Here is a 15,466-nt window from a genome sequence, read left to right as displayed (position 1 = left end):
GTTGCACTTTATCTATCAATCATTCCTGCTAGAGAAGAGTTATTTAAAATGCGTTATAATGCAATTCAAACCCAAATAAAGGAGTATCATGCAAGCAGAATCTGCGCAAGTTAACAGACTAAAAGCAGGGGACATTGCCCCACATTTTAGTCTTCCCAATGAAGATGGGGTAGAGTTAGCCTTACAGGATTTAAGCGGCTATCTTATTGTGTTGTATTTTTATCCGAAAGATAATACAAGTGGTTGCACCACACAGGCGCAAGAATTTAGCGCGCTAATACAAGAGTTTGACGCCCTTAATGTTATGGTACTAGGGGTTAGTCCAGATAAAGTCTCTACACATAAGAAATTTATACAATCACAGAATCTTGCCATCACCCTTCTTAGCGATACCGATAAAAAAGTTGCTTTGCAATATCATGTATATGGTAAAAAAATAATGTATGGTAAAGAAGTGCAAGGCATTACTCGTAGCACATTTATCATTCATAACAATCGCATTATAAAGGCTTTTTATAATGTCAAAGCGAAAGGGCATGCCAAAAAAATCCTTGAATTTGTACAGCAATATACCAATGCAGAATCTTCAATATCCGATTAAAACTAAAGTCCTCCTAGAAACTAAAGGGCTTACAAAATCTTTTAGCGATAGCTTAGGCATTCATCAGATTCTCAAAGGCATAGATTTCTGTTTGCATGAGGGAGAAATCATTTCTATCATTGGACCAAGCGGTTGTGGCAAAAGCACTTTTTTACGTTGCCTCAATGGATTAGAAACAATAAATAGTGGTGAGATTCTCCTCAACGGCATGCAGTTAGATAAACAAACAAATTGGAAACAAGTACGACAATACATAGGCATGGTATTTCAAAGCTATGAACTTTTCCCGCACTTAACCGTGTTAGACAATATTCTGCTTGCTCCGTTAAAAGTGTTAAAAAAGAATAAAGAACAAGCGCAAACTGAAGCATTAGCATGGCTGAAACGGGTAGGATTAGAATCAAAAGCCAAGAGTTATCCTAGAGATTTGAGTGGCGGGCAGAAAAAAAAGATAGCCAAAGTGCGATCACTTTGTCTTAATCCTAAAAACATGCTATTTGACGAAGTAACCGCCAGCTTGGATCCCGAAATGATCAAGGAAGTGTTAGAAGTTATTAAATCACTTGCCAACGAAGGGATGAGCATGGTTATTGTAACGCACCAGATGCGCTTTGCACGAAGCATTAGCCATACTGTGATGTTTTTTGAAAACGGGTTTGTAGTAGAGAAAGGTAATGCCAATGATTTCTTCTCGAATCCTCAAACAGAACGGGCAAAAGCCTTTCTGAATACTTTAGATTTCGAATAAACACAACACTTGATTTCAGAATCCAATAGAGTAAAACTCGATTTAATACATTGCAGTATCTCTAGGATAAGCCTCTTCTTGAATTCCCTTAATCAAACCATAAAAAGCACTAACAACGTCATAGTTATTATGGAAAGTTTGTCCGTTAATAACAATTGATGTGGCAGGATAATTACTATCTCCTATTTCGATAGTGGTTGTAATTTGGTCACTATAAGCATATTTATAATTAATCAAGATTCTAATAACGTTGTGATTAGCTATTTGAGGAATAAGTTGCACTTCTTGTAATGCCTTTAATGTTTGCCAATATTGATAAGGTTGCAATTCAAAGAAACTTAATCCTTTATCGCCGCGATAACAACCATTAAGTAATTCTTCTCTATTAGGATAATAATAAACGGGTGTTTCCGTGATTGCACATACTTGCATAATCATTGGAAATTCTGGCAAAAAGGCATTAAATTCCTGCTTTTTATGTGATTGAGAAAAATAATTTATGGTATCTGGTAACACCATTCCATAAACTTGTGGCAGAGCCGGCGGTTCTTGTATTTCATGATTATGCAGAGAAAAACTAGGCTCAATTGGAGCTTTAGCCAAGACAAAATAACATACTATACTGATACAACAAAGAATCTTTCTCATTACAATACTCCCATTTAATCTCCATTAATAAATCGGTTTTTTTGTAAAAAATTCAGATTCCTTACAATGAAATCCATAGAATCTTTCTGCTACAAACGATAAATAAAAATAGTTATTAACTATTATTTAATAATAATAAAACTTTTTATAATATAATAACTCTATCATAAACTAAATACTTAGGATTCACATGAAAATTACCAAAAAAAGCTGGATGCAAATCCATACTTATTTAAGTCTCTTTTTCCTCCCCGCAGCAATCACTTATGCACTTACAGGCGCACTCTATATATGCAACTTCAAAGAGGACGCATGGGCTAATATCTCTGAATACAAGCTTCACTCTGCGCCAAACAAGGGGGAAGAAGCTCAAACTATGATAGATATATTGCAAAAGCATAATTTAGAAATTCCAAAGAATACTGAAGTGCGCATGTTTCGCGGAAATCCAACCATGGGAAATTTACGTTACAACGTCTCGATTATCAAGGAAAAGAATGGTGATTATGTATTACGCGCGGTAGAGAGAAGTCTCTATGGTGTTTTATTGCTTATGCACAAATCAAAGGGAAAGTACTACTTTGACATAATTGCAATAGGATTCTCTATTTCGCTTATGTTGTTTTATCTCTCTGGGCTTATTGTAACTTCATTTGCAAAAAAGAATCGCAAAGCAGCATTTAGCACAATGGGCTTAGGATTTGTTATCACGGGAATAGCCATTTATTGCAGTATATAAATCCACTTTCATATTTTACGCATTTCTATATAACTGCACAATCAGAAGTTCTACAAAATCATGCTACAATTTAGATAAAAACGGACAACAATATGGACAAAAACACTCCCTCCAAGCAATCCCCACAATTCACTAGAAACAACAAAAAAGGTAAAAAAGGCATGAAACGTCTGTATTGCGCTACATTATATTCACTAGACGGAATCAAAGCGGCGTTTATTGATGAAGAAGGATTTCGTCAAGTTGTTTGTATTGGTTTCATTACGTGCATTGCAGGAATCTGGTTAGGCGATGGATTTACTCAAAAGATTCTTTTAATCTTGCCCGCGTTTTTATGTATCATCATTGAACTTTTTAATTCAGCAATAGAAAATGCCATAGATCATACGAGCTTGGAATTACACCCATTCACAAAGAAAGCCAAAGACATGGGAAGCGCAGCGCAAATGCTTGGATTGCTTTTTTTATGTATTGTTTGGATACTTTTTGTCTATGAGAAATGGCTATGAAAGCATTTGATAGTAGCGACTTGTTGTTAATTAGCGTACAAAGCCCGGTAATATTCGCCGTATATTCCAATATCCCCGATAGAGAATCTCCCCCATTGCACAACAAACAACTTATAGTCTCATTGCAAATAGAAGGACATGTTAGCGATATTCTGCCTTTCCTATTTGCCAATATATTTACATTTGACAAGCAAACATTAGAGTCGACTAACGTAAAATATCATAACTATCCTTGTAACATTTCTTTTGCGCATACACACGTTGCACCATATACCAAAAGCACAGCTGCTATATTTCAAATTATACACGTGCTACAAAATATCAATAACATCACAGGTATTTACTATGCAAGAGGGGCTGGGAGTCTTAGTGCAATCAAGCTTACACATATTTTTCTACAAACTCTTCATCTCACAAAACATATTCCGCTCTATGCAACAAATATTTTTCATTTTAATACGCACAACGAAATTAAGGCTTTTGGTAATCAATCGTTTTTTTATAAAGACGGGCAAATACAACTTGGACAAACACAGAATCCACAAACAAACCTGATTCTACCTACAATACTCGATAAAAAAGATTTTTATGAGCCATGTACTCCACTTTATGTAAGTAGCCCTTTCTAAATCAATATGAGATTCTATTCTTGTTACCTATAAGCCAAAGACAAACAACAAACCTCAAGCAGAAACTCTATAAAACCAAAGAATAATGTTAATATCCTAAAATTCAAAGCCTATTAGAGAATAATATCATATTAGGCGAAGTATTGCCTTAGATGATACTAAGTAGATTGATAATCAGAATCTAAATAAAGGATATAATATCAGAATATTATTTTAAGGATTGTTATGCGTTTGTTCTACACAATATGTCGCACTATTGTAAAGATTCTAGAATTTTTCACAAAATATTTTAAAGGCATGCTTATTGTCTTATTGCTTTGTTTTGTATTGTTTAATACTTTTGATTGGAAACCTCATGCCGTTCCGAATCTAGCAAAAATCTATCTCGACTTTCCTATTATGGACAGCAATGTCTTTCGCGAACAGATAGAAACTATTAAAAAGAATCCAAACATTAAAGGCGCATTGCTTATTATTAATTCTCCTGGCGGAGGCGTTGGCGCGAGTATTGAAATAGCAGATATGATAAAGGATTTGCAAGAGAGAATGCCTGTTGTTGCTTATGTGCAATCACTTATGGCAAGTGGTGCATATTATGCAGGCATGTATGCAGAAACAATTTACGCCAATAGAGGCGCGCTAATAGGTTCTATTGGAGTGATTTTTGCAAGTTATAACATCGAAGAAATCATGCAAAAAATGGGCATTAAACCACAGGGAGCAAAGGCAGGAGCATACAAAGAGGCTGGCACAATCACAAGAGAATGGAGCAAACAAGAATCTGATATGATAAATACCCTCACACAACAAAACTACCAAATGTTTTATTCTGATGTAATACAGGCTAGAGGAAAACGACTAAAGAATCAGAATCCTGATTTCTTTGCAAATGGTAGAATATTTAATGCGCATGATGCCTTAGAAATAGGATTGATTGATAAAATAGACAGCATGGATAAAGCAATAGAGCAACTCCAACATCTAGCCAATATACAAAATCCCGTATGGCTCAAAAAAGCCAAGATTCAGAGCTATTTAGATTCTCTAGTTGATTCTTCACTGCAAAAAGTTCTCGCATTAACATACCCTCAAATGCAAGCAATATGGAGGTAAAATGACCATTTCGATTCTATGTGGTGGCAGTGGCACGAGACTATTTCCTCTCTCTAGAAGCTTAATGCCAAAACAATTTATCAAACTCATAGGCGAAGATTCTCTTTTCAAGCTCACACTTAGACGCAATGCAGAATTATTGCGCAACGAGGAACAAGACAGACTTGAGATTATCACCAATGAATTACATTATTTTTTGGCACTCGATGAGGCAAAGGAAGAACATATTGCGATAGATTCCTTTATTTTAGAATCTTGCCCGCGCAATACCGCTGCAGCTCTTACGATAAGCGCGCTAATAACCGCACAAACTAATCCACATGAAATTATATTGAGTATCCCTAGCGACCATTTAATCGATAACGAAGAAGCCTATAAACAAAGTATAAGACAAGCAGAATCTCTAGCGAAACAAGGATATATTGTTGTTTTTGGCATTCTTCCTCTCTATGCGCACACTGGTTATGGATACATTGAAACCAATAAGGATTATAATAACGGGCACAGCGCGACACATAATGTGATTGCCTTCCATGAAAAACCTAGTTTAGACGTTGCGCAAGCTTATTTACAACAAGGCTGTTACTATTGGAATAGTGGTATGTTTTGCTATGAAGCAGGAATATTTCTGGAAGAAATGCAAATATATCAACCAGAAATGTATCAGATATGTTTGGAAATTGTTAAAAGCTTGCAAAGACAACAGACATCATCACATCAATTCTTGCGAATAGATAAAACGTTAAGCGCGAAAATAGAAGATATAAGCATTGATTATGCCTTAATAGAAAAAACAAAAAAGCTTAAAATGGTAGAGGGAAATTTTCAATGGAACGATGTAGGTTGTTTTGATGCCTTACAAGAAGTATGGGGAAAGTTATGGCACAAAGACACAGCAAACAATATCAGTAAGGGAATATTAGAAAGCATTCATTCAACTAATAATCTCATCATGTCAAATAAGGCTGTGGCAACTATTGGGTTGAATGATTATATCGTTATCGACACGTTTGATGTGCTGCTTATCGCGAAAAAGGGGAGCACACAAGAAGTAAAACAAATCGTACAGACGCTACAAAAAACAAATGCAAATCTTGTAAACAATCACAACGAAGTACATAGACCTTGGGGTAATTATAAAGTTCTCTTAGAATCTCATCACTACAAACTAAAAAGTATCCTTGTAAAACCCAAACAGAGATTAAGCCTACAAAAACATTATCATAGGAATGAGCATTGGATTGTCGTTAGTGGAAGTGCCATTGTCCAAATAGGTACGCAAGAGTTTTTTTTAAAACCCAATGAATCAACCTATATTCCTATGGGAGAGACACATCGCTTGACAAATCCGGGCAATATTGATTTGGTAATAATAGAAGTACAAGTAGGTGAATATTTAGGAGAAGATGATATTGTTAGAATGGAGGATGATTATTTGCGTTAATTCTTAGATTCTTATGATTCATAACTCACCTATATTTTTGCCTTATTTCAAATCGGAATCTACATTATCGAACAATTGCTTGAAACAACCGCAATATCGCCAATTGCCTGCTGATACAAGACATTTAGAATCCTAAAAGATTCCAAAGATTAACACAACTTCATGAGCGATAATCAGCATTGATACGTATGTAGCCATAACTTAAATCACAACCCCAAGCTTTTGCTTCATATTCTCCATCATATAAATGAATAATCATACGCACTTTTGACGCACTAAGAATCTTACGTGCTTTATTCTCATTAAATTTTACGCCTACACCATTCCTTACAATCGTAACTTTGCCATTTTTGCTAGCAAAAACCAAGTGTAATTTACTTGCATCAAATGCTACTTCACTATACCCCATAGCGCAAATAATTCTACCCCAATTTGCGTCTTTACCAAAAATAGCTGTTTTAACAAGATTCGAGGAAATAACCGCTCGACTAAGCCTACGTGCTTGTTCTTTTGTTTTTGCCCCCTTAAGTATTACTTCTAATAAATGCGTTGCCCCCTCGCCATCTTTAGCGATTTGTTTGGCAAGAGAGACGCACACCTGCATTAATGCGCGTTTAAATTCCTGATAATCGCGATTTTGTGTTGTGATTTCTTGATTCTTAGCTGCTTTATTGGAGAGAAGAATAATCATATCATTAGTGGAGGTATCACCATCAACACTAATTTGATTAAAACTCTCCTGTACGACTTCTCGCAATGCTTCTTGCAAGAGAGATTTATCTATGGATATATCCGTAAGGATAAAACCTAATAAGGTCGCCATATTGGGGTGAATCATTCCAGAACCTTTCGCCATCCCCCAAATTCTACCTTTCAACTTACCAAAGGAAACCTTTACTCCGTAAGTTTTTGGATAAGTATCCGTCGTCATAATAGCTTTACTTGCGTATTTAATAGAATCCCTAGTAGTGGCTTTACTAGCTGCTAGCTTAGGAATAGCACAAAACATCCTCTCTATGGGTAATTGCTCTCCAATAACTCCTGTGGAAGCTAACAAAACTTGTGTAGAATCTATTTGCAATTCATTAGCTAATGCCTTAGCAAGACTGAAACAATTCTTATCTCCTTGTACCCCAGTGCAGGCATTCGCACAACCCGAATTAATCATAATTGCTCGAATAGGATTCTGAATATGTGATTTATTGTAAAGAACACAAGCTGCCTGCATGCTATTTTGCGTCCACACTCCAGCAGCATTGCAATCTTCTTGTGAATATACCAACGCAAGATCAAAACGGTTTTTGTATTTAATATACGACTTAATGCCAGAAAGCTCGAACCCTCTAGGAAGTTTCCCGCTCTTGCAAAACTTTTTTTGCTTTTGCTCCAGTTGCAACAATTGATTATCCACCTTGCCTTGTTTTGCTTCTGTTTGCAAACAATCACCTCTTGATAATTCCTCACTTTTACTCATGTCATATCCTTTTACAAACTTCATTATTGAATCCTAAATATCACTTGAATTTACTGATGATATAGGCTTATTGTCTATAGTTTTAGAATGATACTCTATAATTCATGTTTTATATTAATTCTACGATACTATTTTGTTTTTTCAATGAAAAACAAATATTCCTTGGAGACAACACTATGAATATTGAAATTTCAAACCAAGCGAAGTTGCCCACAAGGTTTGGCAATTTTCAAACCAAAGCATTTCGCGAATATAAACACCAGCAATCCAATACAAAAGAAACTGCTGTGGAGCATTTAGTAGTTTTCACCGATCCTTTGCCAAACATTCCTTTAGTGCGTATTCATTCAGAATGTCTTACTGGAGATGTATTTGGCTCAAGAAAATGCGATTGTGGACCCGAGTTAGCTTTTGCTATGCAAAGAATCTATGAGCAAGGCGGCATGCTGATTTATTTGCGGCAAGAAGGAAGGGGTATTGGATTATTCAATAAAATCAATGCCTATAATTTACAAGACGGTGGCATGGATACCGTAGAAGCAAACGAAGCATTAGGTTTTGATAAAGACATGCGCGAATATGATATTGTAGGAGAAATTTTCAAGCATTTTAATATTTCTGAAATTAGATTGCTCACCAATAATCCTCGTAAAATAAATCAAATGCAAAAATATGCAAAATGTGTTAGAGATTCTATTATTATTGAACCAAATGAGTATAATAGAGAATATCTTAAAGTCAAAAAAAATAAATTGGGGCACTTGCTATAACCATTTAGAATCCAAGATTACAATCTTTGACGCGTCAAATTCTGTAATATAAGGAAGTACAATGAAACAAACGACACATACACAAACTGCCATCACACAAGCATTAGAAACGTTACGTAAAGGGAAATGGATAGATCTTACACATGAGGTACATAGCAAGATTCCAAAATTTGGTTCTTTTCCTGATGTCGAAATAGAAACGCCTTATACAGTAAAACGAGATGGCTTTTTCGTCAATAAGGTATCTTTTGTAACGCAATATGGTACGCATATCGATGCCCCTGTGCATTTTGTGGAAAACAAAAGAACACTCGAAGAAATTGAGCTTAAAGAGTTTATTCTGCCTCTTTTTGTCATTAATAAAGAACAAGAGGTAAGAGAAAATCCTGATTTTATTCTAACAACTCAAGATATTATTGATTTCGAAAAAGAATATGGAGAAATTTCACAAGATAGTTTTGTGGCTTTCCAAAGTGGATGGAGTAAACGTTGGGAAAAAGAAGATTTTACCCACAAGGATTCAAACGGTGTATCACATACTCCCGGTTGGAGTATAGAGGCTTTAGATTTCTTAATCAATCAACGTGGTATATGTGCAATAGGACATGAGACATTGGATACCGATGCAAGCTGTGATATTAGAAAAAATGGGCATTTGTTGGCAGAGAAATTTGTCTTGGAAAACAACAAATACCAAATTGAATTATTAAAGAATCTTGACTTACTGCCTCCTTGTGGAAGCATTATAATAATTGGTGTGCCTAAATTTAAAGGATTTCCCGGATTTCCTGCAAGGGCTTTTGCTATTACATCCTCGTAATTCGAATAACAATAGCTTAAGTAATGAATTTTAAATACTACAATGATTTAAGTATTAATATTAGGAATAATATAGTAATTAAGAATCTTGTCATTTCTTCAAATCGATTTTGCAATGTCATATACAATTTTATTGTAAAATAAGAATCAGTTTGAATTTCTTAAGGGGAATATGATGAAAAACAACAATATATTATCTTACATGAACAAAGCTGCTTTCGCTGCTATTCTTGGAGTATTCTTATTGTCTTGTGGGGATAAATCCCAGTCAGTCACTTCTAACTCTGACGAGCCTAAATGGGTTAATAGCATTGCAGCAGGGAAGGAAAAGGCTAATGCAATGGTTGTGGCAGTGGGTTCGGCTAAATTTCTTGACGGTAACATAGACTATGCAACCAATCAAGCTACTATGAATGCTAGGATCCAAATAGCACAAACCGTGAGTGTTAAAGTAGAACAAGCAATCAAAGATTTAGCACAAAGTGATGGTATGAAAATTTCTGAAAACAACCTACAAGCAGCCAAACAAAAAGTGGAGCTGAATCTACAACAAACACAAATGGTAGAAAGATGGATTGACAGGAAATCCAATCCGCAAATAATATATGTACTTGTAGCTATGGATAAAGAAGCATACGAAAAAGCATTAAAAGGTGGGGAACAAGTATTAAATATTAATGCAGATCAAGCAAGAAGACTATCGCACACTGTCGAAGAATTATTACAATAATTTACCTCATACATAATGTAACTTCTGCAGAATCAAGCTTAGAATCATATAAGCTTGCACAAAAACAAAAGGCTAAGTTGGATATTAAATTTGGATATTATTCTCTAATATTAGAGAATAACTTATGATTTATATCTTGTGGTTCGTTAGTTTGTATCGATGCGAATTGCATCGATACAAACCATAAATCTAAATCTTGGAATTTAAATTTCAAATTCTTGGAAGTTCTTGGTTCATTTCTTGCTGCTTTATGAAATAAAAAGTTAATACAACAAATCACGATTATTGCAACTTTTCAACTCTTCGATTATATATAACCTCAATATTGAATCCTAATTTTATTAAATAATCTTAGAACAAATATCACAGAGTTTAAAAATTACAAAAACCTAATAACGACAATAACAACTACACGATTACCAACATCGAAACTCGTAGCTTTTTGATCAGATTCATCCTTTTAAAACCACAGAATCATTTACATTATAAAGAAATAAAAGATATCAAGCAGACTTTGCTTATAAAAGCTATACAAACCTAGCAAATGAACTCTCAACTGATTCAATTCAAAAAAGCAAAACGATATTCTTCGAATATTAACACTTCTGTACCTATTGCTTTGAGCCCAAAGCCAACTCTCTACTTATCTCTACTTACCAATTTGCTTAAATCGGGCTAAACTATTTACCCAAATACACTTGCCTAGGTCTCGTAATCCTTACAGAAGGATCTTTAACATGTTCAATTAAATTAGCGCACCACCCGGGCATTCTTCCCAATACGAATATCGGAGTAAAGAGCTCGGTTGGAATCTTTAGTGCTGTAAGAATAATACCGCTATAAAAATCTACATTCGGATAAAGCTTGCGCTCGATAAAATAACTATCGTTAAGTGCTACTTCCTCTACTTTTTCGGCAATTTCACTAAGTCGCATATCCATTTTGATACCGCGCTTATTTAGGTCGTCTTTTAAAGCTTTTAGGGTTTTTGCTCTTGGATCATAGTTTTTATATACTCGATGCCCAAACCCCATAAGTCTAAAGGGGTCATTTTTATCTTTCACACGTTCAATATATTTATCAACATTATTTACATCTCCAATTTCATTAAGCTGCCTTAATACCGCCTCATTTGCACCACCATGTGCAGGACCCCATAGGGCTGATATTCCAGAGGAAATAGCCGCATAAGGATGCACTCCAGTAGAAGCTACATTGCGCACTGTTGTAGTGGAAGCATTTTGCCCATGTTCCGCATGGAGAGTAAGAATCTTATCAAGAGCCTCAACTTCAACGGGTCGGATGCTTTCTTCCCCTTGCAACTTACGTTTAAAGCGACCGTGTGGATAACCACGTAGCATATATAAGAAATTTTCAACATAGCTCTTTTCCACATCTGGCTCGATAAATGGCGCACCAATACTGTGTCGATAACAAAATGCAACCATTGTTGCAGTTTTTGCAATGATTCTCCTTGCCATTGTTTGATAATCATCTTCGTCATCCATATCTTTATGATCATAATAAAGTGTTGCTAAAACACTCACAAGTGCCGATAGAGTTGCCATAGGATGTGCTTTATCTGGGAATGCCGTAAAAACACTTTTTAATCTTTCGTGTAAAAAGCCTCTATGACGTAACTCTATATCAAACTCATCAGACTCGTTTTGATTCTTTGGCAAACCTTCATCTGTAATCAACAAGCGACACACGTCAGTAAATTTATAGTTTGCAACCAACTCCTGAATGGGAATGCCTTTGTAGAGCAATTCACCGTTTTTACCATTGACATAGCTTATGGTAGATTCACAGCCTGCGGTACTGCTATAACCTGGATCATAAGAAAATAGCTTTGCAGTCTCAAAGAGTTTGCTAAAATTGATAGCCTTTGGTCCTCGTGTACAAGTAATTAAATCAAAATCAAAACTTTCACCTGTCGTATTATTAGTAAGAGTGACTGTATCTTTACTCATGACTACTCCTTAATATATGAAATTATGTGCGAAACTTGTAGATTCTAATTGGAATTTAATTCTCCAAATGAAGTTTAGCATAATGGTTTATTCTACTCTATTCTCAAGTTTTTTGCTATTGTTATTGTAAAGAAAGTAGCTTGCATATCTAATAATGTTACAAAAATTATCATATCTCATAGATAATAAATAACGATTATTTGATTGGAAAAACATTATAACTTCGATACCATTTATTTAACATTAAACAATAAAATTTATCTATAACTATCTATTTTCATTTTAAAATATGGTAGAGATTAACCTGATTATATCATTAACTGAAATATTGTTATAATCATTCAACTTAAACAACGTAATCGTTTCTTAAGTTCTAATTTAAGGAGAATAGCATGGGACAATATATAGAACTCACAAATAGTAATTTCGACGAAACAGTAAAACAAGGTGTTGCCCTGGTAGATTTTTGGGCACCTTGGTGCGGTCCGTGTCGAATGCTAGCACCTGTTATTGATGAATTAGCAGAAGAATATAGCGGTCGTGCAAAAATTTGTAAAGTTAATACCGACGAACAAGAAAGTCTCGGGGAAAGATTCGGGATTCGTAGTATCCCTACTATCCTTTTTATGGTAAATGGTGAAATCAAAGATCAATTAGTTGGCGTAACGTCTAAGCCGGCATTGCAAGAAAAGCTTAATGCTTTGTTGGGCTAACTATGATAGATTTAGCAATTATCGGCGGTGGTCCTGCTGGATTGTCTGCTGGATTGTATGCGACAAGGGGTGGGATAAAAGAAGTTGTATTATTTGAAAAAGGGGCACCTGGCGGACAAATTACAGGCAGTAGCGAAATTGAAAATTACCCTGGAGTAAAAGAAATTAAATCTGGTCTTGACTTTATGGATCCTTGGCAGGAGCAATGCTTTCGTTTTGGATTAAAACATACTATGTCGGAGGTTATTCGCATAGAGAAGCAAGATTCTCACTTCATTATTATACATAACAGCGGTAAGGGTGAAGAAGCTACGGAATCAAAATCAGTTATCATTACAACTGGCGGCAGACCACGTAAATCCAATATTAAGGGCGAACAAGAATTCTGGGGGAGAGGCGTTAGCACATGTGCCACTTGCGATGCATTCTTTTATAAAAAGAAAGAAGTAGCCGTCTTAGGTGGTGGCGACACGGCGCTAGAAGAAGCCATTTACTTAACCAAATTTGCTTCCAAAGTTCATTTGATTCATAGGCGGGATGGCTTTCGTGCCGCACCAATCACCGTAGAGCATGCAAGGAATAATCCACAAATTAATTTCCTTGTTCCGTATACGGTAGAAGAAATCTGCGGTGATGACAAAGGCGTATCAAGCCTTAAAATAAAGAATCTTCAAACAAATACAATTAGCACATTAGAAGTGCCTGTAATCTTTGAATTTGTAGGATATGATGTAAATAATCAGATTCTAAAACAAACAGATGGTTCTTATCTTTGTGATGTCAATGAATTTGGTTCAGTGAATGTCAATCTTAAAATGCACACAAACGTTAAGGGGCTTTTTGCAGCCGGAGACATTCGTGTAGATGCTCCTAAACAAGTAGTCTGTGCTGCTGGAGACGGAGCGCAAGCTGCCTTGGAAGCCATCACTTATTTAGAATCACATAAGTAACGTTTTTGTTCTTCTATACGATTTGATAACAACATGAATGTAAGATTTTGGATTAAAGAATAGGCTATAATCATTCTTTAATCTTTTTCAAAGAGGTGGCATGAATTATCTTACACAAACCCGCAGTAATAACCCAACTTATACAACTTTCACTGACGCAATCCTCGATCCAAATGCCGATCTAGGCGGACTTTATACATTTGCTAATATAACGTCATTCCAAGATTTCTCATGGCTTAAAGAAGCAAATTATACGCAGATATGTAGAAAAGTTTTTTCGCAATTAGGCATTATAGAATCTCTTGCGACAACAGGGCATTCCCATATAGAATCCGCTCTGCAAAGCTATGAGTCGTTTCGACATCCCCAAATTGCGCCGCTTATCCAAATTGCCCGGAATCTGTATTGTTTAGAGCTTTATCATGGACCAACCTTTGCCTTTAAAGATATGGCATTGCAGCCCTTTTCTCACCTGTTAGATTCCTTAGCAAAAGAGCAAAAGCAAAAATATCTTATTCTTAGTGCTACAAGCGGAGATACAGGACCTGCTACTTTGCATGGCTTTGCTAATTCGACTAACATACGTGCGATTTGTATCTACCCAAGTGGAGGCACAAGCGAAGTGCAAAGACTACAAATGACTACACATACTGCGCCGAATCTAAAAGTGTTTGGCATTCATGGTAACTTCGATACTGCGCAAAGCGCATTAAAATCGCTGCTAAACAAGCAAAGCTTTCGCGAGCGGCTTTCGCGCAAAGGCTATGCCTTAAGTGCAGCCAACTCGGTGAATATAGGGCGCATTGCTTTTCAGATCGTCTATTATTTTGTGATTGCTAGAGAAATGTTCAAACAAGGCATAAAAAAATTTGATGTGATTGTACCTAGTGGAAATTTTGGCAATGCTCTTGCGGGGTTTTTTGCTAGAGAGCTTGGTGTGCCGATTACAAAACTTTGTATTGCTTGTAACCCTAATGATATTTTGAGTGAATTTTTTAATACGGGTGTTTATGATTTACGCAATAAGACCCTTGTGACGTCTTTTTCCCCTGCTATGGATATTCTCAAAAGTTCTAACATCGAACGATTGCTGTTTGCATACTTTGGCGCAGAGAAGACAAAACAATATATGGAATCTCTGGATACAGAACGTATATTCTCGCTTACAAAAGAAGAATTAGCACAACTTCAAACAGTATTTGAAGCACGTAGTTTCAGCGATACCGCTTGTCTTGAGGGTATCAATCAGGCATTTAAAGAGCATTATATGCTTGATCCGCACACAAGCAATGCATATCTCTTTGCGAAATTACGCACCAATACATTGCCAACGCAAGAGGCACAAGTTATTCTGTCTACGGCGTATTTTGCTAAATTTGCAAAAGCCACTTTTAAGGCACTCAAAGGCGGTGATTCAAAGAGAATGGACGCTCTTGATGATTTGCATACATTACAGGAAATCCAGCAAGAAATTCGCACAAATATCAATCCAAATTTTGCCTTAGAATCTGAAATTCTCTCTCTTTTTGGTAAAAAGGAAATACATACCTCAATCTATCAGGTAGCAGACTTAGAAGAAGAAATTCTTCATTTCTGTGTATAGTAG

Annotated in this window: 16 protein-coding genes; 13 read left to right on the top strand and 3 right to left on the bottom strand. The window is 35.8% G+C overall.

Features of this window, described 5'->3' with window-relative positions:
* Positions 1-88: 88 nt before the first annotated feature.
* Both bcp and CQA66_RS02980 read left to right on the top strand, forming a co-directional pair.
* Positions 89-601: a thioredoxin-dependent thiol peroxidase gene (gene bcp, locus CQA66_RS02985; RefSeq protein ID WP_104763144.1), complete on the top strand. Its 513-nt coding sequence runs from the start codon at positions 89-91 to the stop codon at positions 599-601.
* Positions 576-1,349 carry an amino acid ABC transporter ATP-binding protein gene (locus CQA66_RS02980; RefSeq protein ID WP_115582540.1) on the top strand — a complete coding sequence of 258 codons (774 nt, stop codon included), beginning with the start codon at positions 576-578 and terminating at the stop codon, positions 1,347-1,349. Before bcp ends, CQA66_RS02980 begins: the two co-directional genes overlap by 26 nt.
* Before the next feature lie 42 nt (positions 1,350-1,391).
* Here the strand turns inward: CQA66_RS02980 and CQA66_RS02975 are convergent, their stop codons facing one another.
* Complete coding sequence (locus CQA66_RS02975; protein ID WP_104763142.1) at positions 1,392-1,997, bottom strand: hypothetical protein; 606 nt, start codon at positions 1,995-1,997, stop codon at positions 1,392-1,394.
* Positions 1,998-2,187: 190 nt separating this feature from the next.
* Here CQA66_RS02975 and CQA66_RS02970 point away from each other — a divergent pair, with 190 nt between their 5' ends.
* The 5 genes from CQA66_RS02970 (at position 2,188) to CQA66_RS02950 (ending at position 6,431) form a co-directional block, all read left to right on the top strand.
* Positions 2,188-2,736: a PepSY-associated TM helix domain-containing protein gene (locus tag CQA66_RS02970; protein WP_104763141.1), complete on the top strand. Its 549-nt coding sequence runs from the start codon at positions 2,188-2,190 to the stop codon at positions 2,734-2,736.
* Between the two features lie 92 nt (positions 2,737-2,828).
* On the top strand, positions 2,829-3,245 hold the full coding sequence (locus CQA66_RS02965; RefSeq protein ID WP_324843342.1) for a diacylglycerol kinase: 417 nt from the start codon (positions 2,829-2,831) through the stop codon (positions 3,243-3,245).
* A complete protein-coding gene (locus tag CQA66_RS02960; RefSeq protein WP_104763140.1) occupies positions 3,242-3,874 on the top strand; it encodes a hypothetical protein in 633 nt (210 codons plus the stop codon). The genes CQA66_RS02965 and CQA66_RS02960 overlap by 4 nt, the downstream gene beginning before the upstream one ends.
* Before the next feature lie 225 nt (positions 3,875-4,099).
* Positions 4,100-4,987, top strand: a complete 888-nt coding sequence (gene sppA / locus CQA66_RS02955; RefSeq protein WP_181882224.1) for a signal peptide peptidase SppA — start codon at positions 4,100-4,102, stop codon at positions 4,985-4,987.
* Between the two features lies 1 nt (position 4,988).
* Positions 4,989-6,431, top strand: a complete 1,443-nt coding sequence (locus tag CQA66_RS02950) for a mannose-1-phosphate guanylyltransferase/mannose-6-phosphate isomerase (RefSeq protein WP_104763139.1) — start codon at positions 4,989-4,991, stop codon at positions 6,429-6,431.
* Between the two features lie 160 nt (positions 6,432-6,591).
* Here the strand turns inward: CQA66_RS02950 and argJ are convergent, their stop codons facing one another.
* Positions 6,592-7,905, bottom strand: a complete 1,314-nt coding sequence (gene argJ, locus CQA66_RS02945; RefSeq protein ID WP_104763138.1) for a bifunctional glutamate N-acetyltransferase/amino-acid acetyltransferase ArgJ — start codon at positions 7,903-7,905, stop codon at positions 6,592-6,594.
* 176 nt (positions 7,906-8,081) lie between these two features.
* Here argJ and ribA point away from each other — a divergent pair, with 176 nt between their 5' ends.
* From ribA to CQA66_RS02930, 3 genes are all read left to right on the top strand, one after another.
* Positions 8,082-8,675 carry a GTP cyclohydrolase II gene (gene ribA / locus CQA66_RS02940; protein ID WP_104763137.1) on the top strand — a complete coding sequence of 198 codons (594 nt, stop codon included), beginning with the start codon at positions 8,082-8,084 and terminating at the stop codon, positions 8,673-8,675.
* A gap of 61 nt (positions 8,676-8,736) precedes the next feature.
* The gene (locus tag CQA66_RS02935; protein ID WP_104763136.1) at positions 8,737-9,495 is read left to right on the top strand and encodes a cyclase family protein; all 759 of its coding nucleotides are present in this window, start codon (positions 8,737-8,739) and stop codon (positions 9,493-9,495) included.
* A gap of 174 nt (positions 9,496-9,669) precedes the next feature.
* On the top strand, positions 9,670-10,224 hold the full coding sequence (locus CQA66_RS02930; protein ID WP_233707746.1) for an LPP20 family lipoprotein: 555 nt from the start codon (positions 9,670-9,672) through the stop codon (positions 10,222-10,224).
* A 680-nt stretch (positions 10,225-10,904) separates the two neighbouring features.
* Here CQA66_RS02930 and CQA66_RS02925 read toward each other — a convergent pair.
* Positions 10,905-12,197 (bottom strand): citrate synthase, encoded by a 1,293-nt coding sequence (locus CQA66_RS02925; RefSeq protein WP_104763135.1) that lies wholly within the window; start codon positions 12,195-12,197, stop codon positions 10,905-10,907.
* Positions 12,198-12,589: 392 nt separating this feature from the next.
* Between CQA66_RS02925 and trxA the strand changes: the two genes are divergently transcribed.
* The 3 genes from trxA to thrC all read left to right on the top strand — a co-directional run bounded on the left by trxA (position 12,590) and on the right by thrC (position 15,463).
* Entirely contained in the window at positions 12,590-12,910 is a 321-nt protein-coding gene (gene trxA, locus CQA66_RS02920) for a thioredoxin (protein ID WP_104763134.1), read from the top strand.
* Between the two features lie 2 nt (positions 12,911-12,912).
* Entirely contained in the window at positions 12,913-13,860 is a 948-nt protein-coding gene (gene trxB, locus CQA66_RS02915; protein WP_104763133.1) for a thioredoxin-disulfide reductase, read from the top strand.
* Positions 13,861-13,960: 100 nt separating this feature from the next.
* Entirely contained in the window at positions 13,961-15,463 is a 1,503-nt protein-coding gene (gene thrC, locus CQA66_RS02910) for a threonine synthase (RefSeq protein ID WP_104763132.1), read from the top strand.
* The last annotated feature ends 3 nt before the right edge of the window (positions 15,464-15,466 follow it).

Source organism: Helicobacter aurati (assembly GCF_003364265.1).
GTDB classification, from domain to species: domain Bacteria; phylum Campylobacterota; class Campylobacteria; order Campylobacterales; family Helicobacteraceae; genus Helicobacter_A; species Helicobacter_A aurati.
This window is presented reverse-complemented; position numbering and strand designations above follow the sequence as displayed.

Bases quoted from the DNA above. Each gene is read 5' to 3' on its own strand.
- bcp (WP_104763144.1), top strand. From the start codon at position 89: ATGCAAGCAGAATCTGCGCAAGTTAACAGACTAAAAGCAGGGGACATT.
- CQA66_RS02980 (WP_115582540.1), top strand. From the start codon at position 576: ATGCAGAATCTTCAATATCCGATTAAAACTAAAGTCCTCCTAGAAACT.
- CQA66_RS02975 (WP_104763142.1), bottom strand. From the start codon at position 1,997: ATGAGAAAGATTCTTTGTTGTATCAGTATAGTATGTTATTTTGTCTTG.
- CQA66_RS02970 (WP_104763141.1), top strand. From the start codon at position 2,188: ATGAAAATTACCAAAAAAAGCTGGATGCAAATCCATACTTATTTAAGT.
- CQA66_RS02965 (WP_324843342.1), top strand. From the start codon at position 2,829: ATGGACAAAAACACTCCCTCCAAGCAATCCCCACAATTCACTAGAAAC.
- CQA66_RS02960 (WP_104763140.1), top strand. From the start codon at position 3,242: ATGAAAGCATTTGATAGTAGCGACTTGTTGTTAATTAGCGTACAAAGC.
- sppA (WP_181882224.1), top strand. From the start codon at position 4,100: ATGCGTTTGTTCTACACAATATGTCGCACTATTGTAAAGATTCTAGAA.
- CQA66_RS02950 (WP_104763139.1), top strand. From the start codon at position 4,989: ATGACCATTTCGATTCTATGTGGTGGCAGTGGCACGAGACTATTTCCT.
- argJ (WP_104763138.1), bottom strand. From the start codon at position 7,905: ATGAGTAAAAGTGAGGAATTATCAAGAGGTGATTGTTTGCAAACAGAA.
- ribA (WP_104763137.1), top strand. From the start codon at position 8,082: ATGAATATTGAAATTTCAAACCAAGCGAAGTTGCCCACAAGGTTTGGC.
- CQA66_RS02935 (WP_104763136.1), top strand. From the start codon at position 8,737: ATGAAACAAACGACACATACACAAACTGCCATCACACAAGCATTAGAA.
- CQA66_RS02930 (WP_233707746.1), top strand. From the start codon at position 9,670: ATGAAAAACAACAATATATTATCTTACATGAACAAAGCTGCTTTCGCT.
- CQA66_RS02925 (WP_104763135.1), bottom strand. From the start codon at position 12,197: ATGAGTAAAGATACAGTCACTCTTACTAATAATACGACAGGTGAAAGT.
- trxA (WP_104763134.1), top strand. From the start codon at position 12,590: ATGGGACAATATATAGAACTCACAAATAGTAATTTCGACGAAACAGTA.
- trxB (WP_104763133.1), top strand. From the start codon at position 12,913: ATGATAGATTTAGCAATTATCGGCGGTGGTCCTGCTGGATTGTCTGCT.
- thrC (WP_104763132.1), top strand. From the start codon at position 13,961: ATGAATTATCTTACACAAACCCGCAGTAATAACCCAACTTATACAACT.